The organism is Niabella insulisoli (assembly GCF_039652435.2).
Classification (GTDB): domain Bacteria; phylum Bacteroidota; class Bacteroidia; order Chitinophagales; family Chitinophagaceae; genus Niabella; species Niabella insulamsoli.
Genome location: NZ_CP190246.1, coordinates 2,752,821 through 2,776,961, shown reverse-complemented (window position 1 = coordinate 2,776,961; position 24,141 = coordinate 2,752,821). Strand labels below are relative to the sequence as shown.

The following is a 24,141-nucleotide window of genomic DNA, read 5'->3' as shown; positions in this document are numbered from 1 at the left end:
GGAGGGGATTTAGTAAATAATCATGCTTTTGGGTATGCAAAACCCTTATGGCTCGCTTCAAGTATTATTGTGCATCGTTCTTCTTCGCCATTTCGAGCGCCGAAGTGGTGATATAGTATTTCGTGATCATATTCGGAACTTCCCAGTCGGGCAGTTTTCCTTCTTTCAAGTATTTTAAATAAGCTTCTGTGACTTGCCCGAAATGTGCTTCGTGGCCGGTATTATATTTTTCAGGAATCACCGCCTGCCAGCCGTTTGTAGATTTTTTGATGTCGATGCCCGGATATTTTTTTTGCAGTTGAGATAAAGCAGTTTTTAACGCTTGTTCAAATGTTGCATCGTCTTTTTTTACAGGTTCAATATAGAGAACCGGCTTGAATCCTTCTTCCTGTCCCTGCCTGATAATAAGGTTGGCTCTTGTCCCTCTCATGATAGAGTAGTGCGTGTCGCCCGTTCCTTCGGGCGCTTTATATCCCCAGGTTACAGAAACTTTGGCGTGAACACCGCGCAGTTTATAATTGATTTCCCCATTGCTAAATACATTCAATGTGCTGTCATTTGCCATTGTGTTTTTAAAGTATTCGGGGAAGGCCGTTTGTTTCGTAATCGCTCCAAACTGGCTAAGGGTCATCGTTGTGGGCCAACGGCGGGCAGCAACCAATTCCACATCTTTATTGTAATCTAAAGCGACACCGGGAAAACATTCCCACTGCACCAGGTCAACAAGGTGTGTGGTGACGTCAACAATGCCTTCCCCCTGTTGTGTCACATCCATAAACCAGGAGGGACGCTGCAAAATATTACCCGACACAAATTTGTAGAAATAATGCACGCTTTCTTTGGTAACTGCCGGATTGTCTGGTGTTCCCTTTTCCAAGGTTCCAAAAACGGATTCAATTTGAGAAAATTCCTTTTGCAGCATTGTGTTGATTTCAAACCTTTCGGTCATAATATCATAAAGCAATACATTTTTTTCTTTCGCTTTGGCAAACGCATCTTTTAAAAGATTGAAGCCTTCCTTATTGATAGCCATCGGCTTGTCGGCTAAAACATTCATGCCCGCGTCTACGGTCTTGAAAATATACTCCGTCTTTTTTTGATTGTTGCCGGCCATTACAACTACATTTCCTTTTTTTTCTTCAATCATTTTTTGAAAGAAATCCGGCCCGGTGTAAACCTGCTCATCCCAGTGGGTAGGGTCTTCGGCCCGGTTGTTAAAACCATCGATCCTTTTAAGATGGAGTTGCAGGTCTTCACCTTCAGGAGCATACACATACACGTTTGAATCGACGCCCGGCAATTGTGTTTTTTGAACCAGCGCGGCGTGAAAATGCCCTGGATCAAGCGTGACAAAGGTTACGGCTGATGCCTTATCCTCCTGTTTGCTATTGTTTTTACAGGCAATCACCAATGGTAATATTAAAAGTGGAAGAAATTTTTTGATCATTTTTTATTTATTAATTGATTTCGTACAACGTCAGCGATGGCGTTGAAGTTTCGGCAGATCCTATATGCAAGCTTATTTCAGGTTTACATAATTTGTTCCGTAAGGGAAACGTTGTGGCCTGCTTAATAATTTATTAGCTTCAATATTATCTTTAAAAATTTCTTTTTTGGGATCCCAATAAAGTTTAGTTCCCATTTTCATGGCCGCAAATGATACAAGGCAGGCGCTGCAAGAGCGATGCGCCACTTCAGCAGGGCTGATTGTTTCTTTTTTATTTTGGATGCATTCGAGCCAGTTTTGATGCTGTTCCGGACTGTCGTATAAATGTATTTCATTAGGCTTGATCACTGAAGTCAGTATAGCAGGATCGCTTGCATTGAATGCTTTGTTGACTTTCGGCTGACCGGTTGTGGGATCTGACCCGGTTACCGACCCCGCGCCGCGTGTCACGAAAATCCATCCATCTTCGCCGACAAACTTAACGCCATTGGGGTTTTCGCTGTTCACAAACATCGTAACGCCATTGGCATATTTGGCTTCTACTTTATAGTCGCCATGCACATTCCAAAGGCCGGTAGTGGGAAATTCGGCAGCGCCCGTTATTTCAATGGGCCCGGTAAGTTCGGTATTCATGCCCCAATGTGCGATATCGATATGGTGAACACCCCAGCCTGTGATCATACCAGCTCCAAACTGTTCTAACCTTAACCAGCCGGGCCTTGGCCCGTTGATTTCTTTTTGATCATGAACGCGATCCTGGGTGTAGTAAATATAAGGTGTTGATCCCAGCCACATATCATAGTTGAGGCCTTCGGGTATTGGCATTTCGGTAGTTACGCCTCCCGATGGATCTGCCGGTAGCCCGACATGAACTTCTTTTAATTTTCCGATTCTGCCATTCCGAACGAGTTCGCAGGCTTTGCGAAATTGTACGCCGCCGCCGCGGGATCTTTGCTGGCTACCCAATTGAAAAGTGACCCCCATCTTCCTTACGATATCGCTCATAGAGCGTCCTTCCTCGATGGTGAGCGAAGTAGGCTTTTGCAGATAAACATGTTTTTTGGCGAGGGCGGCTTCCATCGCAGGTTGCGCATGCCAATGATCGGGCGTACTGATAATAACAGCGTCAATATCTTTATTCGCGATCAGTTCTTTGTAGTCTTCATAGGTTTTCGCATCGACATAGTTGGCCTTCCCGGTTTTTTTCGCGTAATAACCTTCAATGAAGGTTTTTCCTTTCTGCATCCGGTTCCTGTCCACGTCGGCTACGGCGATCACCCGCGCCACTTCATTTTTCATGGTTTCGGGCAAGTCGTGTGTCATCGCAATACGGCCAAAACCGATTTGGCCAATATTGATTTTATTACTGGGAGCATTTTTGCCAAAAACGGTTGAGGGAACGATGGTTGGCGCCCCGTGAAGGATTAATCCACCGGCGCTTAACGCCAAAGAATTTTTTAAAAATTTTCTTCTGCCTTTTGTTGAATGCGACATTTTTTAAAGTTTATAGCGTCAAGAAATTATTTGTTAGAAAAGCTGCAATCATTTCGTAAAATGTCGGGCGGCAATCAGATACATGCATCCGTTTAGGGCGACAGGTTACGATAGGACTAAGGTAAATATTTTGAACCACAGATAAATAGCCTGTAAAAATTACAACGTTTGAAATAATTGGAGATTATAAAATAAGGCCTCAACGGAGGCCTTATTTTATAAATCGGATCATTCTGCTCCAACTTGTAAGGGGGTTACGTTTCGTTCGGCGCCTGGATAACCAATGTTTTGATTGATAACGCCTTTAATATTTGTGTTGATGGCATTAGCAGGAACGGGCCATAGCAAATGATGAACACTGACTTTGTATTCTGCCCATTTATGTTTTACGCCCTTGTTGTAGAAATTGCTTTTGCTTACCACACGATCGTACCAGAAATTGACACCCATTTGTTTTACATTAGAATTAGTTCCTCCGGGGCCGCTGATATTTTCGAGACTGTAAACACGCCCGCCAAAAATTTCACAAGGTTTTTGGGTTTTAGCGTAGGTATAGGCAATCCGCACCAACTCCACATGCCTATTCTCTTCGTAATAAAGTTCACGGGCTCTTTCATCAAGAATTTCGCCGATGTTAACGTCGCCGGCCGTGAGCGGACTGGCTCCGGCTCTCGTACGCACTTCGTTAAGATTAAGTGCAGCTTGTGCCAGATCATTTTTCCAATAATAACATTCAGCGATCATTAGGTACACTTCCGCGGAGCGATAAATATACCAAGGGGTTTCTCCTCCATTCCATTGTGTTTGTAGTGGATCCGGAACAAATACTTTAAAGTGAGGCCATGGATACCAGCAGCGTATAGTATCTTCAGGGCTCATGGCGAGTGGTTTTACTAAATTCTTTCCATACCAGGGGCTATTGCCGGTTTTTAAAGATGGATGGTTATATCTCAGGTCTTCCATTCTGCGCCAGCTATTATGGTTGAAAATACCTCTCATGTCGTTGGCCTCTTTATCGGCGCGCCAGATGGCACTGGTAAAATAGGAGGTCGAGCGCAGACGCCCGATACCACGACCGTAAGTTCTGTTGAGATCGAGTTCCGGGTCAGTTTCGCCGGCGGCAACGGGTACGCTGGTTCCTGCCTTTCCATCAGGCGTCTTCACGTTTCCACTGTTCCAGAAGGGAACTGCGTTGCGCATGGTTTGAATGCGATCCGACCCGTCTACCTCCGGATAAGACACCACATACATTAAGCCTTCAGTGTTCGAAATATCAAGTTTTGCTTCAACGCTGTGCAAATCAAACATTAGATTCGTATTGGGTTTGGTTCGATTTGCGGTGAACCGCTCTTTCATTAGTGGGTGCGCCGCTACGATTTCTTTACCAACCTGAATGGCACGGTCAAAATCTGTAAGCGCCATGCATACTTTCATCAATAGTACGCCACAAGCGGCTTTTGAAGTGCGGCCGCGATCGACTTTTTCTGGTACCCATTGATAGGCAAACTCCAGGTCCTGTTTCATTTTCTCGAGAATGCTCCAACGGTCATAGGAGTAAAAATCGTATTTAGGTTCTTCGATTTCCTGATCTAAATAAGGAACATTGCCAAACTGATGCGTCAGCTTAAAATACCGGTATGCCCTGTGAAAATAGGCCGAACCCAGTACCGCATTTTTTTCATTATCATCTTTAAACGTAGCATTATCTATTCTTGAAATGACCGTGTTCGCGTATTTTACACCCTTGTAACCTTCATACCAATACCATCCTACTTTAGTGGTATTCACGTTGTTTAAATCCGCATCAGGAAGTAAGGCAATATCCATATCCATTTGCGGACCGGCCTTGTCGGTCGTGCCTTCTACAGCAATTTCAGACTGTATTATTTCGGTGAGAATAGGGGCTGCGTCCCCGAAATACTCGTGTCGCATATTTCTTTCGCAGGCGGTTAATGTTGAGTACATACCGTTGACGTCAGAAAGCGCCACGCCAGGTTCATAGAAGGAAAGTGGTTTGGGCGTCAACCAGTCTTTTTTACAGGCAACTAAGGTGACGGTGGCTAACATCACAATCGCTGATTTTTTATATAAATTGATTCGTTTCATGTCTGTATTTTTTACGGCCCAATTGAGTTTGATTTCAATTAGGCTCGGGTACTTAAATTAAAGAGTTAGATTAAGACTGAGGTTATAAGTTCGCGGCGTGGGATTGGCGCCTGATTCGGGATCGCCAAATTTCCAGTTTGGCGCCCAATACGCTGCATTTCTAACGGAAACCGAAATATTTAAACTTTGAATGCTTGCTTTGTTCAAAAGATATTGTGGCACAGAATAAGATAGGGCAACATTATCTAATCTAATAAACGAGCGATCTACATAATTGTCTCCTAAATTTTTCGAACCAATCCTCGCATAGTCGTTAATTGGAGTTTCTGGTGTCCATCGCGGCATAAAGTAATCAGTCGTTCTATCCGGAAAACTGTTGCTGTTTGCTGCTCTATTTAACGTGCCATATTGTCCCCAATTTGAATAAATAAAAAAGGATAAGCTAAATCTTTTATAATAAAAATCATTCCTCCAGGACCAGCGAAAACGGGGTGTTGAATAATTTTGAAAGATCCGGTCTGCGTCCGTCATTAAACTATCTCCATTTTGATCCCTATATTTAAAATCGCCCGGTTGGTTTCCATACTTGGCTGCCGCAGACTCTTCATTAAGCTGCCAAACACCCACGCGCTCGTAAGCCCAATATTGGTCGGGGTCGCGCCCTATAAACCAGCGGTTTTTGATGTCGTCTGCTTCTTTTTGACCAATGACATTCCCCTGATCGTCTTTGATGTCAATCATGTCTCCATAGAGACTTACTATCTTTCTTCTATTAAGCATGAAAATAATATTACTATTCCAGCCGTAGTCTCTATTTTGTATAATATCCCCAGTAAACGAAACCTCAAAACCTTTATTATTTAGTTGACCCAGGTTGGCGGCGACACTGTTAAAGCCGATAATTTCAGGTAACGCCCGGTCCACCAACAAGTCGATGGTTGTGGAAGTATAGGCGTCGATAGCGCCACTTAGGCGGCTGCCGAAAAGAGAGAAATCTAACCCCACATTATAGGAGGATTTGCTTTCCCACCGGAGGCCCAGATTCGCCATTCTGTTAACATAAAGCTGCGAGGATAAATAAACATTCCCATTTTGGTCGATATAGGGATGCAGACCTGAAGTCATGTCTGACAATGCTTCGTACTGGCCAATGTCACGGTTGCCGTTTTTACCCCAGGACAGCCGTAGTTTACCATAATCCAGCCAGCTCGTTGTGCCGCTCATGAATTTTTCTTCTGTAAAATCCCAGGCAAAAGCCAGGGCAGGAAATGTGGCCCGGGGATTCTGCGCTCCAAAGGCTGAATAGCCATCCCGGCGGATGGACCCGGTGAGCATGTACTTATCTTTATAGGAATAGAAAAGGCGCCCCATCAACGCGTCGCCGGTGCGATAAGTGTCATTGCTTTCATTTAGAGGAACAGATCCCGCCTGTAAACGGTGCCAGCCTAAGATATCGCTCGGAGTGTAGTTTGAAGCTGTTGCTTTGGTTCTCCAGAATTGGCCCTTTTCGGCATTTTGCAAAAGGGTGACTTCGAAATTGTGATCATCAAACCGCTTCTTCCAGCGCAATACATTATCCAAAAGCCATGTATACGTTTTTTCAAATGTTCTTTCGCTGCTGCCGCCATTGGCCGCCCATTGAGGATTCTTCGACGACTCGTGATTATAATATTCGCGCCAGGTAAAGGACGGCGTAAAGTTAGTTTGAAACTCAAAACCAAAAGGCAGCGTTACAATGCCATAGAGGCTTGAATTTAAAGTGCTGTAAATGTCTTTTCGATCCCTGTAAAGATTGTCGTGAAAGGGATTTACCGGCGTTACGTCGCCCGTAGGGAACCTTCTGTAAATACTGGTAGGGTCGTCTAAATTGTTAGATCCATAAGGAGAGATAACCGCCGATTGAGCCCAATCTGCTTGCAGGAAGCCCTCATCTCTGATTGCGAAATTGGAATTGGCGCCAACCTTTAGAAATGGTGTAATTTTTGATTCTAAATTTAGCCGAACGCGGTAATTAGTATATTGATCTCCAACAATAATGCCCTCTCTATTTACATAATTTAGGGATAAATAATAATTTGAACTTTCGTTTCTGTTGGAGACGGCAGCTGTATAATCTTGTTGAAAAGCGCGCTGAAAAACAAGGTCTTGCCAATCAGTTGTTTTATTAATCAGGTAATTGTCTATTTCCGGTACTTTTAATTCTAAGCGAGTTAACCAGATCCTGATGAGTTGTTCATCGGTCACAGATGTTACAGGAGTGGATTGATCGTAATTATACCAGTCGAGTTGGTTAACGCCGCTCAATTTACGAGGATCCACGAACATTTCCGGATACTGATCCAGGTAGGCCTGTGTTCTTCGTCCCACTTCGTAATCATAGCGCCATGCCAGGAATTCCTCGCCGTTCATGACGCGTGGCATTCCAGCGTTCTCTGCAAAACCCACATTACCATTGAATGTAATTCGAGGTTTCCCAGTAACACCTTTTTTAGTTGTAATTAGGACAACACCATTAGCCGCCATTGCACCATATACCGCTGTAGCACTTGCGTCTTTGAGGATGTCAACCGATTGCACATCATTGGGGTTGATGTCGCTTAAAGCTCCGTAAAAAATAACCCCATCGACTACCATAAGTGGACTACTTCCTGCTTTTAGCGTCCCAACTCCTCTAACAAGCAGACTGGCATCGGCTTTCGCTGAGTTTCCTTGGCCAATTACGAGGCCGGCGGCGTTTGCTCGCAAGAGATCTTGAATAGAGCGTGGCGCTTCTCGCTCCAATTTTGTGGCTTGCACAGAGGCGACCGCACCCGTAAGATCTTTTCTCCGGGCTGTTCCATAGCCGATTACAACCACATCGTTTAAGTCCGTGGCCATGGTCGTCATGGTAATGTCGATCGTAGCTTGGCTACCCACCGGCACTTCCTGATCGGTATAGCCCGAATAACTAAATACTAAAACAGCGTTTTCAGGAACGCTGCTGAGCCGGTAAGTGCCTGCATCGCTCGTTACCGTGCCGCTGGTGGAGCCTTTGATCATGACGCTCACACCACTCATCGGTTGTTGTTTGTCGTCTGTCACTTTTCCCGAAACCGTTCTTTCCTGGGCGGCCGCGGACAAGGAGACGAACAGGCATAGCATCATATTACAGGCAAACACGACTTTGCTACACCAAACTAAAGGCTTGATTTTTCTCATACAAAATGGGCTTTTAATCGTTAAACGTTGGTTTTTAGAAGTTCAATAAACAGAAAATGCTGAGGAAGCATGGTTTGTGCGCATTCCTTTTGCAATCGTATTCCTAAGATACTCCATTTAGAGAAAAAAAATCTGAAAAAAGCAATTACAACGTTTGAAATAGATTTTCGGGGCAAGCAAAAAGCCGTTCGGGAAGGAACGGCTTAATTTGTCGTCATCTTGTGTAAACCGGTGGGCTTCGGCAAGAATAATTCGATAAAATTTTTAGCGAACATCTTATATCCTATCGGAAACACAAGATGACAGTATCTTTAAATTGTCAAAGGACAATATAATAAACTATAAACGATTTAACAGGAAAAATGTTTTATCGAAAAGGTTAAATCCTGCTACTATTTTCCGGTCATCAATTTTCTGAGGTTCATTAATCCGTAGCGCATCCGGCCCAGGGCAGTGTTAATACTGCATCCCGTCATGTCTGCAATTTCTTTAAAAGACAGGTTGGCAAAATGACGCAGAATAATGACTTCCCGCTGCTCATCAGGCAATTGCTCCAGAAGGTCTTTTGCTTTACCCATGCTCTGCACCTTGATAATCTTATCTTCCGCGTTTTGATCGGTGCAATTAATCGTGTCTAATACCTCGTTATCAGTACTTCCCTTCACAAAAGGAAAGCGTTTCAATTTTCTGAAATAATCGACACAAAGATTGTGGGCAATGCGCATCGCCCAGGGTAAAAATTTCCCCTCTTCCTTGTATTTCCCGCTTTTGAGCGTCTCTATAATTTTAATGAAAACATCCTGAGAAATATCTTCAGCATGGTACTTATCCTTCACAATAAAAAGGATGGTATTAAACAGCTTATCCTTATATCTTTCAAGCAATGAATCGAGTGCCGATTCGTTACCACTTGTAAATAACTGAATAAGCTCGTTATCGCTTTTTTTTATATCAGTGGTCATTACTTTTAGAAATTAAAATAGTCAGTTTCTCTACTTTTTGACATGTCTCGAAATCTGATTTAAACAGGGCTACGCAAATCACACAAAAAATTGCCCAAAAGTGTTAAAAAAATTGTTAAAATTACATTTGTTTTAATTTAACTTATTGAAAATCAATCATGCATTTTTGTGCAATAGCGAAAATGCGGCTGTTCATAATTATTTACGATTACTACCCCGAAGCGGCCGGCTTTAAACAAAATTGCCGCTACATTTGTAAGCATCAAAAGCAATTCTAATCCATGGCCGTTAAGAAGAAAGTAAAAGAGGAAATATTGATTCAGGGCGCGCGCGTTCACAATCTGAAAAACGTAACAGTAGCCTTCCCCCGCAATAAATTAATCGTAGTGACAGGCGTGTCTGGTTCGGGAAAATCTTCTTTAACCATCGACACTTTATACGCAGAGGGCCAGCGCCGCTATGCCGAAAGTTTGAGCGCCTATGCGCGCCAGTTTTTAAACAGGATGAATAAGCCCGATGTTGATTATATAAAAGGGTTGTGCCCGGCGATTGCTATTGAGCAAAAGGTGATCACGCGAACGCCACGGAGTACGGTGGGAACGATGACCGAAATTTACGATTATCTCCGGTTGCTCTTTGCCAGGGCCGGTGTAACCATTTCGCCCATATCCGGTAAAGAAGTGAAAAAGGATGATGTGGCGGATGTGATTGAAGCTATCAAAACTCAGCCTGAAGAAACGAAGATTTTTATTTTGGTGCAATTTCGCCAGCATAAAAACCGTGATGTAAAAGAAGAATTAAATATTTTGATGCAAAAAGGTTTCAGTAGGGTGGCTATTGATGTGAAAGGCTCGGAAGAGGGGATGGCCATCAAAAGGATCGAAGACCTGCTGGAACTGGATGACGATGCTTTAGCCAAAGAATTTCAATCCTCTAAACAAAAAAAAGCTTCGTTATATATTCTTATCGATCGCATTGTTGCGAAAGATTTTGATGAAGATGATATGCACCGCCTGGCCGATTCCATTGGCACCGCTTTTTATGAGGGCGAAGGCGATTTATATGTAGAAGCTGTTCAAGCCAGCGGACAAAAAAAATTACTCAACTTCAACAACCGCTTCGAGCTGGACGGAATGGTATTTGAAGAACCGCAGCCCAATCTTTTTTCCTTTAATAATCCGCTGGGTGCGTGCCCCACCTGCGAAGGTTTTAGCCTGGTGTTGGGCATTGATGCAGACCTCGTTATTCCCGATAAAAGATTAAGCGTTTATGAAGGCGCGGTAGCGCCCTGGAAAGGGGAAAAGTTGGGAAAATGGAAAGACCATTTTATCAGGTCGGCGGCAAAAAGCGACTTTCCGGTTCATAAACCGGTTGCTGATCTTACCAAAGATCAATACAATTATTTATGGCGAACGCCGGGTGGCATCAACGATTTTTTCAAAGAAGTGGAGCAGAATCTTTATAAGGTTCAGTACCGCGTGTTGCTAAGCCGTTATCGCGGGCGCACCACCTGTCCCGATTGCAACGGTTATCGGTTAAGGCCGGAAGCTTTATATGTTCAGGTGGGAAAAAAGCATATCGGCGAGCTTTGCGAAATGCCGGCGCGCGATTTGAAAAAATGGTTCAACCAACTAAAGCTTTCCGAACATCAAAAAGAAGTGGCCAAACGGATTTTAATAGAAATCAATAACCGGCTAGATACCTTATTGAAAGTGGGGCTTGGCTATTTAACGCTCAACCGCGTTGCCAACACGCTTAGCGGTGGCGAGAGCCAGCGTATTCAGCTCACGCGCAGTTTGGGTAGCAACCTCACCAACTCATTGTATATTTTGGATGAGCCATCGATCGGGCTTCATTCCCGCGACACCGATAATCTGATTAAAGTTTTAAAAGAGTTAAGAGATCTCAACAATACTGTTATTGTTGTTGAGCACGACGAAATGGTTATGCATCACGCTGATCATATTATCGATATGGGGCCTTTGGCTTCGCATCTGGGAGGCGAAGTGGTCGCAGCAGGCGATTTTAAAACATTGATAAAAAACCCTGATAGCCTGACCGGTAAATATTTGAGCGGAACGTTTTCAATCGCGCCGCCCAAATCGGTTCGCAAATGGAACCGCTCCATACGGGTAGAAGGAGCGCGGCACCATAACTTAAAGGATATTACGGTTGAGTTTCCTTTAAATGTTTTGTGCGTGGTGAGTGGCGTAAGCGGTAGTGGCAAAACGACACTCGTGAAGCAAATTTTATATCCCGGTCTTCAGAAAATAAAAGGCGAATTCAGCGGTGAGAAAGTCGGCTTTCATAAAGCCATCACCGGCGATATAGAAAGCATTCAGCAGATTGAAATGGTGGATCAAAATCCGATCGGTAAATCATCGCGCAGCAATCCGGTTACGTATATTAAAGCCTATGATGAGATCCGCGACCTGTTTGCAAAAAGGCCGTTGAGTAAAATGCGGGGTTTCCAGCCCAAACATTTTTCTTTTAATGTCGACGGAGGCCGCTGCGATACCTGCAAAGGAGAAGGGGAACAAGTGGTTGAAATGCAGTTCCTGGCCGATGTGCATCTGGTCTGTGAAAGCTGCGGTGGCAAAAGGTTTAAAGAGGAAATTCTGGAGGTGACTTATAAAGACAAAAATATTTATGATGTGTTGGAGATGAGCGTTGACGAAGCCATTGACTTCTTTGCCGAAGAAAAGAAATTGTCAGCCGCGATACAACCATTGTCTGACGTAGGCTTAGGATATGTTAAGTTGGGGCAGTCTTCCGATACGCTTTCAGGAGGAGAAGCGCAACGGGTTAAACTTGCCTCTTTCTTGGGGAAGGGGCGTAGCGCGAATAAAGTGTTGTTTATTTTTGATGAACCGACCACGGGCCTTCATTTTCATGATATAAAAAAACTGCTGGCTTCTTTCAATGCACTGATAGAACAGGGGCATTCTGTGTTGGTTATTGAACACAATACCGACGTCATCAGGAGCGCTGACTGGCTGATAGAGCTGGGGCCGGATGCGGGTGATCGGGGAGGAGCGCTGGTTTTTGCTGGAAAGCCTTTCGATATAAAAAAGGTAAAAGAAAGCCATACTGGTAATTTTTTGTAACACGGAAATAATTTTTTGACTTAAAATTCCTTGTTCAGTTTTCGGTTGTTTTTTGCTGGCGCAACGGCTTAGTTTTGTTATATGATTTTAACTGATGATATCATGTACAACGCCTTCATCACAAAAGATACTGCGTTTGAAGGACGTTTTTTTGTAGCGGTAAAAACAACCGGTATCTTTTGCCGCCTGTCCTGCACGGCTAAAAAGCCCAAAAAGGAAAATGTTATCTTCTTCGATACGTCGAAAGAATGCTTAACGAATGGTTTCCGGCCCTGCCTGGTATGTAAACCGTTGTCTACGCTGAATGATATCCCAAAGCCCATCAAAGAAATTTTGCAGCAGCTACAGGATGATCCCTTTGAAAAGATAAAAGATGCGCAGCTCAGTGAAAGGGGAATTGAACCGAGCCGGTTGCGCCGCTGGTTTTTAAAACAATATGGCATTACGTTTCAGGCCTATCAACGTATGATGCGGATGGGCGCAGCCGCCAAAAAACTTAAAAGCGGTGAAAGCGTTACCACAACAGCGTTTGATACGGGTTTTGAGTCGTTGAGCGGCTTCGGCGATTCTTTTAAAAATGCTTTTGGCGTGTCGCCAAAAAACGGAAAGGACCGAAGGATAATCTATTCCAAAAAGATTGAAACACCGCTGGGAATGTTGGTAGCCTGCGCGGTTGACGAGGGGATTTGCCTGCTCGAATTTGCTGACCGGCAACATCTAGAAGAAAAGCTTAACGGCTTGTCCGATCTGATGAAAGCAAGGATCGTTGCCGGGGAGAGTGAGCATTTTCAGCAATTGGAGGTGGAATTGAAAAGCTATTTTGAGGGCGCGCTGCGCGGCTTTACGGTACCGATTTTTCCCGTCGGAACGGCGTTTCAAAAAGATGTGTGGGAGGCGCTTCGGGCTATACCTTACGGGCAAACAAGATCATATAAAGAACAGGCTTTGACAATCAACAAGCCTGGCAACGTGCGCGCCGTGGCCAATGCCAACGGCCGGAATCGCATAGCCATTATCATTCCCTGTCACCGCGTTATTGGAAGCGATGGCTCGATGACGGGGTATGCAGGCGGGTTGTGGCGAAAAAAATATTTATTAGACCTGGAAAAAAAAATACTGCATGAAGCCCGTTGATGTGTTGCCTTTTGACGGGCAGGCCCTTTATTACGGCCAGGTTTTTAGCGAAGAGGAAGCTAATCATTTCTACAACACACTTTTGGCCACAATCGACTGGCGCAACGACGAGGCCATTATTTTTGGCAAGCGCATCATTACCAAAAGAAAAGTAGCTTGGTATGCCGACGACCGGTTTGAATATAAGTATTCAGGAATTACGAAAACTGCTTTGTTGTGGACCGATGCGTTGCTCGATTTAAAAGCAAGCGCAGAACGGCTTACAGGCGATCGCTTTAATTCATGCCTGCTCAATTTATATCATGATGGTTCCGAGGGCATGGCCTGGCACAGCGACGCAGAAAAGGATTTGAAAAGGAATGGCGCCATCGCCTCGATGAGTTTCGGCGCTGCCCGCAAATTTTCTTTTAAACACAAAGCCAGCAAAACCGTTGTTTCAACATTGTTGGAAACCGGAAGTTTGCTGGTCATGAAAGGCGCTTGCCAAACGCATTGGCTTCACCGGTTGCCGCCCACAAAAAAGGTTGATACACCGCGTATCAACCTTACGTTCAGAACTATTGTCTACTAATTTTAATTGAGCTTCGCTTTCTCCGGGTCGCCTTCCTGGTTGACGAAAAGGGTTTGAGTTGGGAACGCAAATTCAATACCTTTCGCTTCAAATTCCCGATAGATCTCATAAAAAATGCGTTGCTGCGCGTCGCGGTGAGCGTTAAAATCGGAGGTGAGAATAAAATAGACGAACTCAAAGTTCAGGCTAAAATCGCCAAAAGTGGTAAAATGCCCGCGATCAAAAACCAGGTTTTCATCTTTCTCGATTATTGCTTTCACCATATTGGGAATAGCTTCAAGTACCTGGGGCGATGTACCGTAAGTCACGCCGATTGAAAAAACGACGCGCCGTCTTTCCATTCTTTTAAAATTGTGAATGCGCGAATCGGTCAGGTCCTTGTTTGAGCAAACTAGCTGATCTCCTTCAATGCTTTTTAAACGAGTGGTTTTAATACCGATATATTCCACCACGCCCAGTTTGTCATCTACAATAATAAAATCGCCGATCTCGAAAGGCCGGTCGAATAAAATGGAGAAATAGCTGAAAAGGTCGCCCAATACGGTTTGCGCGGCCAGGGCAATCGCAATACCTCCAATACCCAGTCCGGCCACAATGGTTGTGATGTTGTAGCCAAAATTGTCGAGTAAAAAAACAATACCAAACAACCATACAATTACTTTCACAATCACCAGCAAACCTTTTGCCTGTTTTTGTTTAGCCTCGCCGTCGTCCTGCTGCTTCAATACATTTAATATCGCATATTCGATCACTGCATTAATGAAACGAAGCGCAAAGAACGTACAAATGAAAAGCATGGCCACTTTGGCGATGTCGGTTGCTTTTTCTGAAAGTTCGAGATATTGCAATCCTGCATAAATGATAACAAAATATAAAACCGGCACCAGGGCTTTTTCAATGATCTTTAGCAGAAAATCATCGATAGTGGTCTTGGTTTTTAACGAAAATTTCCGCAGCCTTCTCAACACTAACACTTTCGTAAGCTTAAGGAGCGCAAAGCCAACCAGGATACCGCCGATGACAAGGAGCCAGCTTGATACAGGGTTGCCAAGAAATTCCGTGCTCAAAAAATCATTCATTTTTTAAAATTTTAGATTAAAGGGTCTGTTAAACGAAGCTGGCATAATAACTATTTTTTTTTAAACAGGCAAATGGCCAGCAGTATTAAATTTTAGGGAACGGGCTACAAAGACAAAAGGCCGATAGTGACTTCGGCCTTTCTTAAAAAAATCAGCGGGTTATACCGCGGGCTCCTGTTGGCTCAGGCAGTGAAAGCTGCCCAGCCCCCAAATAATTTCAGTAGAGTCGATGCCGATTACGCTTCTATCTTTAAATTGTTCCTGTATAATTTTTAAAGCCTGGTCATCTTTGCTGCATCTATAAGTAGGCACAATCACAGATCGGTTAGAGATGTAAAAATTAGCATAAGAGGCAGGCAGGCGTTGCCCTTCGAACACCACTGCATCAGGCATCGGCAACTCCACAATATTGAGTTGCTTCCCATTTAAAAGGCGCATTTGTTGCAGTTGTTTCAGGTTGGATTGCAACAGCCCATAATTGTCATCATTTTTGTTTTCTTCAACTACAGTGAGCACGGTGTCCTCATTTACAAAGCGAACGGTGTCGTCTATATGGCCGTCTGTGTCGTCCCCGACGATGCCGTCGTCCACCCACAGCACTTGCTTAGCCCCGTAGTAGTTATAAAGATATTCTTCGATTTGCTGCTGGTTTAAATGGGGGTTTCGATTCTCATTTAACAGGCAGGCTTTTGAGGTGAGAATGGTGCCGGCGCCATTAAATTCAACGGAGCCGCCTTCCATTACAATGCCGGGATTAAAAACCGGCAAGCCCAATTTTTGAGCAATCTTTGTTGGGATAATATCATCTAAATCGTAGGGAGGATATTTATCACCCCAAGCATTATAGCCCCAGTCTACCACGACCTTTTTGTGGTCTTGGGCCGCAGGATTGATGAGGAATGCCGGCCCATGATCGCGGCACCAGGCGTCGTTTGTTTCATGAAAATAGAACGCTATACGCGTCAGGTCTGCGCCCTGTTTTTGCAAGTGTTTCAGCGCAAAGGATTTCATTTTATCGTCTTCTACATTGATTCTCACAATTTCGCCTTTGGCGAGTTCTTTGATAAAATGAGCGTAATAGGGATAAATGGTTTGAAGCTTTCCCGGCCATGAAGCTTCCTTATGAGGCCAGCTTAGCCAGGTGGCCTCGTGGGGGTGCCATTCCGCAGGGAAAAAATATCCTGAGGCGGCGGGAAAAGCCTGGTTTTCAGAAAGGTTTGCAGTTAATGAATTGGAATTCAACATTTATAATTAGGGTTTAATTGCCACATAAACGCTTCGCCGAAAGCGAGGCTATGGCTTAAATTTTTTGAAACTTATGCGTAAAAGAAAGCTATTGCTCCGCGTCGATAAACCGCCGCGTTATCGGCTGGTAAGAATCGATGCGCCGGTCTCTTAAAAAAGGCCAGTGCATTCTGAAGCTGTCGGCCTCTTTAAGATTCAGCTCCACCACTTTTGTTTCTTCTTTTTCGTGAGAAGCCAGGTAAAGAATTTTACCCTGCCCGTTTGTTGCAAAACTTCCACCCCAGAATTTCATGGCGCCGTCCTGCTCAAAACCCACGCGGTTAACACTCACCACCGGAATGCCATTGGCCACAGCATGAGATCGCTGAATGGTTTGCCAGGCCTCGTATTGATCTTTATTGGTCTCTTCGTCCTGGTCGGTTGCCCATCCAATGGCAGTGGGGTAAAACAGGATTTCGGCGCCCATTAAGGACGTAATGCGAGCTGCCTCAGGATACCATTGGTCCCAGCAAATGAGAACGCCAATGGTAGCAAATTTGGTTTTAAATACCTTGTAGCCCAGATCGCCGGGCGTGAAATAAAATTTTTCGTAGTAGGCCGGGTCGTCGGGTATGTGCATTTTTCGGTACTTACCCAAATAAGCGCCGTCGGCATCTAAAACCGCCGTGGTATTGTGATACAAGCCTTCGGCTCTTTTTTCAAAAAGAGAGGCAATGATTACCACACCAGTTTCTTTCGCTACCTGCTGTAAGGCATCAGTTGATGGACCGGGAATGGGTTCAGCAAGTTTGAAATTGTCGTAGCTTTCAATATCACAGAAGTATAAAGAAGTAAATAATTCCTGCAGGCAAACAATTTGAGCGCCCTGTGCGGCGGCTTCTTTTATTTTTTGGATGGCTTTATCAAGATTGTCCTTTTTATTATCGGAACAACTCATTTGCACCATTCCTATTTTTACTTTTGACATAACGTTGGGTATAAAGGCGCAAAGGTACTTTAAAAGCGAGGCTTATACGAAAAATGCGAAGCTAATTTTGCTTCGCATTTTTAAAATAACAAATTGTTAGTCTATCTCAGCCGGTTCAGGTCTTTGATCAGTTTTTGATCTTTCCTGATCCCCCCGATGGCAAAGAAAAAGCCAATTACCGTCAGCAGCGATAGCAACGCCGTTAATGCGAAATTGCCGGTGGTAAACCCTCTGCTATACATCCAGTAAAGTGCAATAAGTCCAATGGAACCTATAACGCCAAGCACACAAAACAATAATTGCCTGCTCCTGTCTTTAAACAAAAAGATGGTGGCTAACGATAAGATCGTAATTACTGCCGTAAGCAATATTAAAGGTATATTATCTACTGCGGACAACTCGCGCCCTGTTACGTTGGTTACACCGGGCGCCACCACGCCGCTATAGAACGGGAATTTGAATGTTAGCCCGCTGCTGATAGCAGAAAGCAGCAACCAAAGTGTTTGTTTTCTTTGAATCATGTTTGTTTTAGTTGAATCGATTTTTTTCCGAAAAGTTAAAAACAACGCCCGTAGGGCAAGTTAGCAAAAAGCTTTTCATAATATTAGCCTAATTCCGGATAAAGCGGGAACTGCTTCATGAACGATTTTACATCTTCCCGCACCTCAGCAATGAGTTTTTCATCATCCGCCTTTGTCAACACTTTATCGATCAAATCTACCACCTGAATAACATCCGCTTCTTTTAACCCGCGCGAAGTAACCGCGGGCACGCCCACTCTGATGCCCGAAGTAACGAAAGGTGATTTGTCGTCGAAAGGTACCGCGTTCTTATTCAAAGTTATGAAAGCTTTGTCTAATGTTTCCTGAGCTTTTTTACCGGTAATGTTTTTGTTTCTCAGATCGATGAGCATCAGGTGGTTATCGGTGCCGCCGCTGATCAAATGATAATCTTTTTCAACAAACGCCTTTGCCATCGCCTGCGCGTTGCTTACCACCTGCTTCGCATAGGTTTCAAAACTTTCGTCAAGTATTTCGCCAAAAGCCACCGCTTTTGCGGCAATAATGTGCTCGAGCGGCCCGCCCTGGATGCCGGGGAAAACGGCGAGGTCCAACAGCTGGCTCATCATTCTGGTATTCCCTTTTGGATCTTTTAATCCCCATGGATTTTCAAAATCATGGCGGATCATGATCACGCCGCCGCGGGGGCCGCGCAGGGTTTTGTGCGTAGTGCTGGTGATAATATGGCAGTGATCAAACGGATCATTCAATAAACCTTTTGCGATCAGGCCGGCGGGGTGCGCGATATCGGCCATTACAATAGCGCCGATCTTGTCAGCCACAGCGCGAATGCGTGCATAGTCCCAGTCGCGACTGTAAGCGGAAGCGCCACAAATGATCATTTTTGGTTTTTCCGCAAGCGCTTTTTTCTCCAAATCATCATATTCTACAAGGCCTGTTTCTTTATTAACACCGTAAGAAATAACATTATAATGTTTGCCGCTGAAGTTGGCGGGACTGCCATGTGTAAGATGGCCGCCCATGCTGAGATCGAGCCCCATAATTGTATCGCCGGGTTTTAACACCGCCATAAAAACGGCCGCATTCGCCTGGGCGCCGCTGTGGGGTTGCACGTTGGCCCAGCTTAAATTAAACACCTGTTTCAGGCGGTCGATGGCCAGGTTTTCAATTTCATCTACAACTTCGCAGCCGCCATAATACCTTTTGCCGGGATAGCCTTCGGCATATTTATTAGCAGGCACACTGCCCATGGCTTTCAACACTTGCAGGGAAACAAAGTTTTCTGAAGCGATTAATTCAATATCGTTGCGTTGGCGCTCTAATTCTTTATTGAGCAGTTCAAAGAGGATCGTATCGTTTTGCATGGCGCAAAATTACGGTTCTACGATTTTTTATCTGAAATTTTTTGTAACAGGGTGATGTTGTTCTAAAAAACGCTTCATTTGCGGGCTCGGCCATTGGCTTCAATCAATAAATAAGTCGGAACATCGATTCCTTGGTTAGATTTTCTTTTTTTACTTACCTTCACTTTTTTTACAACATATTCTAAACTATATCCTTTTTGGGATTTGTTCTATATGAAGGCAATCATTCCCGTTGCGGGTACCGGAACTAAATTAAGGCCGCATAGTTATACACAGCCAAAGGCTTTAATTCCGCTGGCGGATAAAACTGTGCTGAGCATTATTATTGACCAATTGCAGCAGGCCGGCGTTGACGAGTTTATTTTCATTATTGGATATTTGGGCGATAAAATTTATCATTATGTAAAAGATAAGCATAGTGATATAGTGGCCCATTTTGTTGGCCAGGAAGACAGGAAGGGCGTTGGCCATGCCATCAGTCTGACCAAAGACGTGGTAAAAGGGGATGAAGTACTGATAACGCTGGGTGATACCATTTGTGAGTATGATGTGTCCGAAGTGCTGCGGAGCGAGGGGTCCATGATTGGTGTGCGCAAGGTCGATAATCCCAAAGATTTTGGAGTTGCTGAAATAGATGAAAACGGTATTATCGAATCGGTCATAGAAAAACCCAATATTCCCAAGTCAAACCTGGCGATGGTAGGGATTTATAAAATTGTGGAAACGGATATTCTTTTCGATTGTCTTGAAAAAAATATAGGCGAAGGCCTGCTGGCTCACGGTGAATTCAGCATCACAGACGCCATCAAATGTATGCTCGACAAGGGTGTGGCTTTTCATTCTTTTAAAGTGGATAACTGGTTTGATGCCGGCAACAAGGAAACGTTGTTGCGTTCGAATGCTACCTTACTCAAAAAATTTGGCGCTGAAGTCAATTCCGATCTTTATCCCAATACGGTTATTATTCCGCCTGTAAGCATTGGTAAAGGATGTCATATTGAAAACAGCATTGTAGGCCCCAATGTTACGCTCGGCGAGTGCACATCCATGACGCAGTCTATTGTGAAAAATTCTATAGTAGGCGCCTACAGCAATTTGTTCGATATCGTTTTGGAAGATTCTTTAATTGGCAGCGACACCAGTTTAAAAGGAGAGTCCAGAAGCCTGAATATTGGCGATAATACCAGCATTGATCTGGGTTGATATTTTCTTACGCGGACCTAATACAAAGGCCCGGTAGCGATTTGTTCCCGTAAATATCTTTTGTAAGAAACGATTGTTACCTTTATTTATAGCTGAGGTAAGCTGTCAAATAAAGCAAGAATGTTTCCTTCTCCGATCACTCAATTATTTCAGATTCAATACCCCATCATCCAGGCCGGAATGGTTTGGACAAGCGGCTGGAGATTGGCAAGCGCTGTCAGCAATGCCGGCGGGCTCGGTTTGATCGGCGCCGGCTCGATGGCGCCGCCTGTCTTAAAAGAGCATATACAAAAGTGCAAAGCGGCGACCAGCAGGCCTTTTGGTGTCAACCTGCCTCTTTTGTATCATGGTGTTGAGCAACAGGTTCAAATTATTCTTGAAGAAGCAGTGCCGATCATTTTCACCAGCGCCGGCAATCCGAAAGCCTGGACGAAAGTTTTCAAAGATGCGGGGCGAACGGTAGTGCATGTGGTGAGTAGTAGTAAATTCGCCGTTAAGGCCGAGCAAGCTGGCTGTGATGCCGTGGTAGCCGAGGGTTTCGAAGCCGGAGGCCACAACGGCAGAGAAGAAACAACCACGATGGTTTTAATACCATTAGTGGCGGATGCAGTTAAAATTCCGGTGATTGCGGCCGGCGGCATTGCAACGGGAAGGCAAATGCTTGCCGCATTGACTTTAGGCGCGGACGCCGTGCAAATCGGAACCCGGTTTGTGGCCTCGAAGGAAGCATCCTGCCATATCAATTTTAAAAAGGCCGTGTCGGAGGCAGTTGAAGGGGCAACGCAACTTTCTTTAAAGCAACTCACGCCGGTAAGACTGCTAAAAAATAAATTTTATGAGCTGGTGTCAGCGGCGGAACGGCAAGGCGCCACTACCGATGATTTGCAGCAATTGCTGGGAAAAGGCCGTGCCAGGCGCGGCATGTTTGAAGGAGAACTTAACGAGGGCGAATTGGAAATCGGACAATCAAGCGCGCTTATTCATGACATTCCTGCGGCCGCAACCATCGTGAAGCAGATTTGGGACGAGTTCCAGGCGGCCAAGTCAAGGATTCAACAATTAAATAGTCTATGAAAATTTATGTCCTGACGATTTGGTTTATTCTTTCCTTTTGGGATGTCAGGGCACAATTTGATGCTTTTCAAAGCCGCGTAGAACAGCACGACAGCTTGCAGATTTTTGACGGGCGTGAACGAATTTTTATCCATACCGACCGGCAGCAATATCAGATTAACGATACGCTGTGGCTAAAGGGCTACCTGGTCGCTGGGGCTTACAATATGGTAAACGACAGTAGCCGTATCAGCTATATCGAACTAATCGATGCAGAAGGCGCTTTGGTGAAAAGGATCAGCGCGTATTGCTACATGGGGATGTTTTACTCAAATCTAACATTGACCGATCAACTTTTTCACCAGGGAACCTATACGTTGCGGGCCTACACTAACCGGTTGCGGAATTTTGGGGATACGCTTTTTTATAAAACCGATATCCGTATTATCGACCCTGCGGCTGCTTTATGGAAGGCCAGTGTCCGTCAAATTAGTTTTGATAATAACCGGCTGTTTATTGCGGCGGGCCTGAGATCTGAAAATTTGACGCCGATTGCAAATAGTAAAGTACTGGTAAGACTAAGATCCCGCAGTGGCCGGCTATTTCGCCGCGAAATGGTAACGGATGGGGAAGGAAATATTTATATTGATACCGTATTGAAAGATCCGCGCTCTGGCGAAAATCTAACGCTGACGATCCAAAACAAAAACCTGGACATACAAGTACCGGTAGCAACGAATCGTAAAAACTTTGATCTTCAGTTTTTGCCTGAGGGTGGAAGTTTTATTTCAGGATTCAGGCAGCGCCTTGCCTTCAAGGCCGTTGATTTGTACGGAAAAGGAGTCGATGTGAGCGGATGGATTGAAGACGGTAGTGGACATATCGTCGATTCGTTTGCATCCCTGTTTAAAGGAATGGGATATCTGTGGATTACACCGCGCGCCGATCAAATATATACTGCCGTGATGCATGATGGAGCAAGGATTCCGTTGCCGGCTGTTGAGTCATCGGGTCAGATGCTTCGCGTCTCCTGGAACGATGCTCAAGATTCGATTGTTGTAACATTAAATATAAGCGCGCATAAAGCCAAAACGCCCTTCTTTATGACCGGAGCGACGCGGGGGCTTAGTTTTATGAAAGCGAGGCTGAAAGGTCGGCCGCATTATGAAATTAAATTAGCCGCTGCTGATTTTCCCAGCGGCGTCGCCCGGTTTACGGTGTATGACGAGAAAGGATGGCCGCTCAACGAGCAGGCCTTTTTTGTCTGGCATCCCGAAGATCACCTGAATCTTACTGTTCGCCCCAATCGACCCTTTTATGGAAATAAAGATAGCGTTTCGTTGTCGATAGCGGCGGCTAATGCGGCAGGAGCAGGGGTTTCCGGCAGTTTTTCAATTGCTGTGGTCGATTCGGGACAGGTAGCTTCTGATCCGGATCGGGGGAATATTATGAGTTATATGTTGCTGAGTTCAGAGCTGCGTGGGAAGGTAGAGCAGCCCGGTTATTATCTGAAATATCCTAAGGCCGAAGCAACCCAGGCATTGATGCTTACGCAGGGCTGGGTTCGGTATAGCCTTGATGATACGCCTAAGACTTTTCCCTATGAGCGATCGTTTTCGATCACGGGCAGCGTTACGAATATTTTCAACAAACCTTCACCCCGAACCAAAGTAACTATTTTTGGCCGGCAGGGCCAGAGCGGTGGATTTTTTTTCGCGGATACATTGACGAACGATGCCGGTCAATTTTCTTTCAATGATTTCCAGGCTTTCTTGTCTGACAGTATTTCTATGCTGATAAAAGCAGTGAATAAAAAGGAGAAATCTTTTGGAATCGGAGTGGAAGTAGCGGAGCAAAGTTTTCCTGCGCTGCCCGAAGTGGCGGACGTGTTCAACCCTGGCCAAATTATTTTTGATACTACATTAACAAAGGCAATCGATCGCCGAACAGAGATTATGAACCAGCTAAAGCGTGATGGCCGTATGCTGGACGAAGTGATCGTTACCGCAAAGGCAAAGATCGTGGGCTCTAAAAACCTGAATGAAGATGGAGGCGCTGACCAAACAATTACCCAGGCGATATTAGAAAAAACGCCCAAGCAATCTCTGCTACAGGTTTTAGGCGATCAAATCGGCGGTTTTCCGATGACGCGCGGCGCTCCTTTCGCAATTGGAAAGGCCCGGATTTATATTGTTATCGATGGCCTGGACTTAGCTTTTTTCGAAATGAATCCCTTCGACGTTCTGCAATATTATTCCGCCGAAGATGTAAAAGGAATTGAAGTGATGCGTAGTATGAGATATGTTTCTGCCTATGCCTTCAAGTTTCTTCATCCAATGGAAGTTGATATGCTTACGCCACCGATATTTATTGAAATCACGACGTTTGGCGGTGTGGGCCCGTTTTTAAAGAAAGTGCCGGGCATTTATTACCTCAAACCTATGGCGCCTTTTGTAGGAAAGCAATTTTATAGTCCGCGCTATCCCTCGAAAGAAGAAGAAAATATTTTCCCCGACTTAAGACAAACGGTATACTGGAACCCCGATTTGATCACTAATGAGGAAGGGCGTGCCGAGGTTTCTTTTTATACCACAGAAAGTAAAAGCAGCTATCTTATTATCATTCACGGCACCGATTTGAAAGGCAGGTTTGGTACTGTAACATTGCCGCTTAGTATAAAACCAGATTGA

Annotated in this window: 16 protein-coding genes; 6 read left to right on the top strand and 10 right to left on the bottom strand. The window is 44.6% G+C overall.

Annotation, left to right across the window (positions count from 1 at the left end; translation table 11 throughout):
- Positions 1-64: 64 nt before the first annotated feature.
- From ABDK00_RS11475 to ABDK00_RS11455, 5 genes are all read right to left on the bottom strand, one after another.
- Positions 65-1,447, bottom strand: a complete 1,383-nt coding sequence (locus ABDK00_RS11475) for a putative oxidoreductase C-terminal domain-containing protein (RefSeq protein WP_346237261.1) — start codon at positions 1,445-1,447, stop codon at positions 65-67.
- Between the two features lie 72 nt (positions 1,448-1,519).
- Entirely contained in the window at positions 1,520-2,941 is a 1,422-nt protein-coding gene (locus ABDK00_RS11470; protein ID WP_346237262.1) for a Gfo/Idh/MocA family oxidoreductase, read from the bottom strand.
- 228 nt (positions 2,942-3,169) lie between these two features.
- Positions 3,170-5,047 carry a RagB/SusD family nutrient uptake outer membrane protein gene (locus ABDK00_RS11465; RefSeq protein WP_346237263.1) on the bottom strand — a complete coding sequence of 626 codons (1,878 nt, stop codon included), beginning with the start codon at positions 5,045-5,047 and terminating at the stop codon, positions 3,170-3,172.
- A 57-nt stretch (positions 5,048-5,104) separates the two neighbouring features.
- Positions 5,105-8,245, bottom strand: coding sequence for a SusC/RagA family TonB-linked outer membrane protein (locus tag ABDK00_RS11460; protein WP_346237264.1), 3,141 nt, complete (start codon positions 8,243-8,245; stop codon positions 5,105-5,107).
- Positions 8,246-8,637: 392 nt separating this feature from the next.
- On the bottom strand, positions 8,638-9,207 hold the full coding sequence (locus ABDK00_RS11455; RefSeq protein ID WP_346237265.1) for an RNA polymerase sigma factor: 570 nt from the start codon (positions 9,205-9,207) through the stop codon (positions 8,638-8,640).
- A gap of 281 nt (positions 9,208-9,488) precedes the next feature.
- Here ABDK00_RS11455 and uvrA point away from each other — a divergent pair, with 281 nt between their 5' ends.
- From uvrA to ABDK00_RS11440, 3 genes are all read left to right on the top strand, one after another.
- The gene (uvrA, locus tag ABDK00_RS11450; protein ID WP_346237266.1) at positions 9,489-12,314 is read left to right on the top strand and encodes an excinuclease ABC subunit UvrA; all 2,826 of its coding nucleotides are present in this window, start codon (positions 9,489-9,491) and stop codon (positions 12,312-12,314) included.
- 81 nt (positions 12,315-12,395) lie between these two features.
- On the top strand, positions 12,396-13,448 hold the full coding sequence (locus tag ABDK00_RS11445; protein ID WP_346237267.1) for a methylated-DNA--[protein]-cysteine S-methyltransferase: 1,053 nt from the start codon (positions 12,396-12,398) through the stop codon (positions 13,446-13,448).
- Entirely contained in the window at positions 13,435-14,019 is a 585-nt protein-coding gene (locus ABDK00_RS11440) for an alpha-ketoglutarate-dependent dioxygenase AlkB (RefSeq protein WP_346237268.1), read from the top strand. Before ABDK00_RS11445 ends, ABDK00_RS11440 begins: the two co-directional genes overlap by 14 nt.
- A 2-nt stretch (positions 14,020-14,021) precedes the next feature.
- Here the strand turns inward: ABDK00_RS11440 and ABDK00_RS11435 are convergent, their stop codons facing one another.
- From ABDK00_RS11435 to glyA, 5 genes are all read right to left on the bottom strand, one after another.
- Complete coding sequence (locus ABDK00_RS11435; protein WP_346237269.1) at positions 14,022-15,098, bottom strand: mechanosensitive ion channel family protein; 1,077 nt, start codon at positions 15,096-15,098, stop codon at positions 14,022-14,024.
- 159 nt (positions 15,099-15,257) lie between these two features.
- On the bottom strand, positions 15,258-16,343 hold the full coding sequence (locus ABDK00_RS11430; protein ID WP_346237270.1) for an agmatine deiminase family protein: 1,086 nt from the start codon (positions 16,341-16,343) through the stop codon (positions 15,258-15,260).
- Positions 16,344-16,431: 88 nt separating this feature from the next.
- Complete coding sequence (locus ABDK00_RS11425) at positions 16,432-17,310, bottom strand: carbon-nitrogen hydrolase (RefSeq protein ID WP_346237271.1); 879 nt, start codon at positions 17,308-17,310, stop codon at positions 16,432-16,434.
- A gap of 101 nt (positions 17,311-17,411) precedes the next feature.
- On the bottom strand, positions 17,412-17,831 hold the full coding sequence (locus ABDK00_RS11420; RefSeq protein ID WP_346237272.1) for a DUF4293 domain-containing protein: 420 nt from the start codon (positions 17,829-17,831) through the stop codon (positions 17,412-17,414).
- Positions 17,832-17,914: 83 nt separating this feature from the next.
- The gene (gene glyA / locus ABDK00_RS11415) at positions 17,915-19,195 is read right to left on the bottom strand and encodes a serine hydroxymethyltransferase (protein ID WP_346237273.1); all 1,281 of its coding nucleotides are present in this window, start codon (positions 19,193-19,195) and stop codon (positions 17,915-17,917) included.
- Between the two features lie 213 nt (positions 19,196-19,408).
- Between glyA and ABDK00_RS11410 the strand changes: the two genes are divergently transcribed.
- The 3 genes from ABDK00_RS11410 to ABDK00_RS11400 all read left to right on the top strand — a co-directional run bounded on the left by ABDK00_RS11410 (position 19,409) and on the right by ABDK00_RS11400 (position 24,141).
- Complete coding sequence (locus ABDK00_RS11410) at positions 19,409-20,398, top strand: sugar phosphate nucleotidyltransferase (RefSeq protein WP_346237274.1); 990 nt, start codon at positions 19,409-19,411, stop codon at positions 20,396-20,398.
- A 120-nt stretch (positions 20,399-20,518) separates the two neighbouring features.
- Positions 20,519-21,472 (top strand): NAD(P)H-dependent flavin oxidoreductase, encoded by a 954-nt coding sequence (locus ABDK00_RS11405; RefSeq protein ID WP_346237275.1) that lies wholly within the window; start codon positions 20,519-20,521, stop codon positions 21,470-21,472.
- Positions 21,469-24,141: a Plug domain-containing protein gene (locus ABDK00_RS11400; RefSeq protein ID WP_346237276.1), complete on the top strand. Its 2,673-nt coding sequence runs from the start codon at positions 21,469-21,471 to the stop codon at positions 24,139-24,141. Before ABDK00_RS11405 ends, ABDK00_RS11400 begins: the two co-directional genes overlap by 4 nt.

What these genes read in the sequence shown, in the direction of transcription:
- ABDK00_RS11475 (WP_346237261.1), bottom strand. Translation starts at nt 1,447, where the DNA reads ATGATCAAAAAATTTCTTCCACTTTTAATATTACCATTGGTGATTGCC.
- ABDK00_RS11470 (WP_346237262.1), bottom strand. Translation starts at nt 2,941, where the DNA reads ATGTCGCATTCAACAAAAGGCAGAAGAAAATTTTTAAAAAATTCTTTG.
- ABDK00_RS11465 (WP_346237263.1), bottom strand. Translation starts at nt 5,047, where the DNA reads ATGAAACGAATCAATTTATATAAAAAATCAGCGATTGTGATGTTAGCC.
- ABDK00_RS11460 (WP_346237264.1), bottom strand. Translation starts at nt 8,245, where the DNA reads ATGAGAAAAATCAAGCCTTTAGTTTGGTGTAGCAAAGTCGTGTTTGCC.
- ABDK00_RS11455 (WP_346237265.1), bottom strand. Translation starts at nt 9,207, where the DNA reads ATGACCACTGATATAAAAAAAAGCGATAACGAGCTTATTCAGTTATTT.
- uvrA (WP_346237266.1), top strand. Translation starts at nt 9,489, where the DNA reads ATGGCCGTTAAGAAGAAAGTAAAAGAGGAAATATTGATTCAGGGCGCG.
- ABDK00_RS11445 (WP_346237267.1), top strand. Translation starts at nt 12,396, where the DNA reads ATGATTTTAACTGATGATATCATGTACAACGCCTTCATCACAAAAGAT.
- ABDK00_RS11440 (WP_346237268.1), top strand. Translation starts at nt 13,435, where the DNA reads ATGAAGCCCGTTGATGTGTTGCCTTTTGACGGGCAGGCCCTTTATTAC.
- ABDK00_RS11435 (WP_346237269.1), bottom strand. Translation starts at nt 15,098, where the DNA reads ATGAATGATTTTTTGAGCACGGAATTTCTTGGCAACCCTGTATCAAGC.
- ABDK00_RS11430 (WP_346237270.1), bottom strand. Translation starts at nt 16,343, where the DNA reads ATGTTGAATTCCAATTCATTAACTGCAAACCTTTCTGAAAACCAGGCT.
- ABDK00_RS11425 (WP_346237271.1), bottom strand. Translation starts at nt 17,310, where the DNA reads ATGTCAAAAGTAAAAATAGGAATGGTGCAAATGAGTTGTTCCGATAAT.
- ABDK00_RS11420 (WP_346237272.1), bottom strand. Translation starts at nt 17,831, where the DNA reads ATGATTCAAAGAAAACAAACACTTTGGTTGCTGCTTTCTGCTATCAGC.
- glyA (WP_346237273.1), bottom strand. Translation starts at nt 19,195, where the DNA reads ATGCAAAACGATACGATCCTCTTTGAACTGCTCAATAAAGAATTAGAG.
- ABDK00_RS11410 (WP_346237274.1), top strand. Translation starts at nt 19,409, where the DNA reads ATGAAGGCAATCATTCCCGTTGCGGGTACCGGAACTAAATTAAGGCCG.
- ABDK00_RS11405 (WP_346237275.1), top strand. Translation starts at nt 20,519, where the DNA reads ATGTTTCCTTCTCCGATCACTCAATTATTTCAGATTCAATACCCCATC.
- ABDK00_RS11400 (WP_346237276.1), top strand. Translation starts at nt 21,469, where the DNA reads ATGAAAATTTATGTCCTGACGATTTGGTTTATTCTTTCCTTTTGGGAT.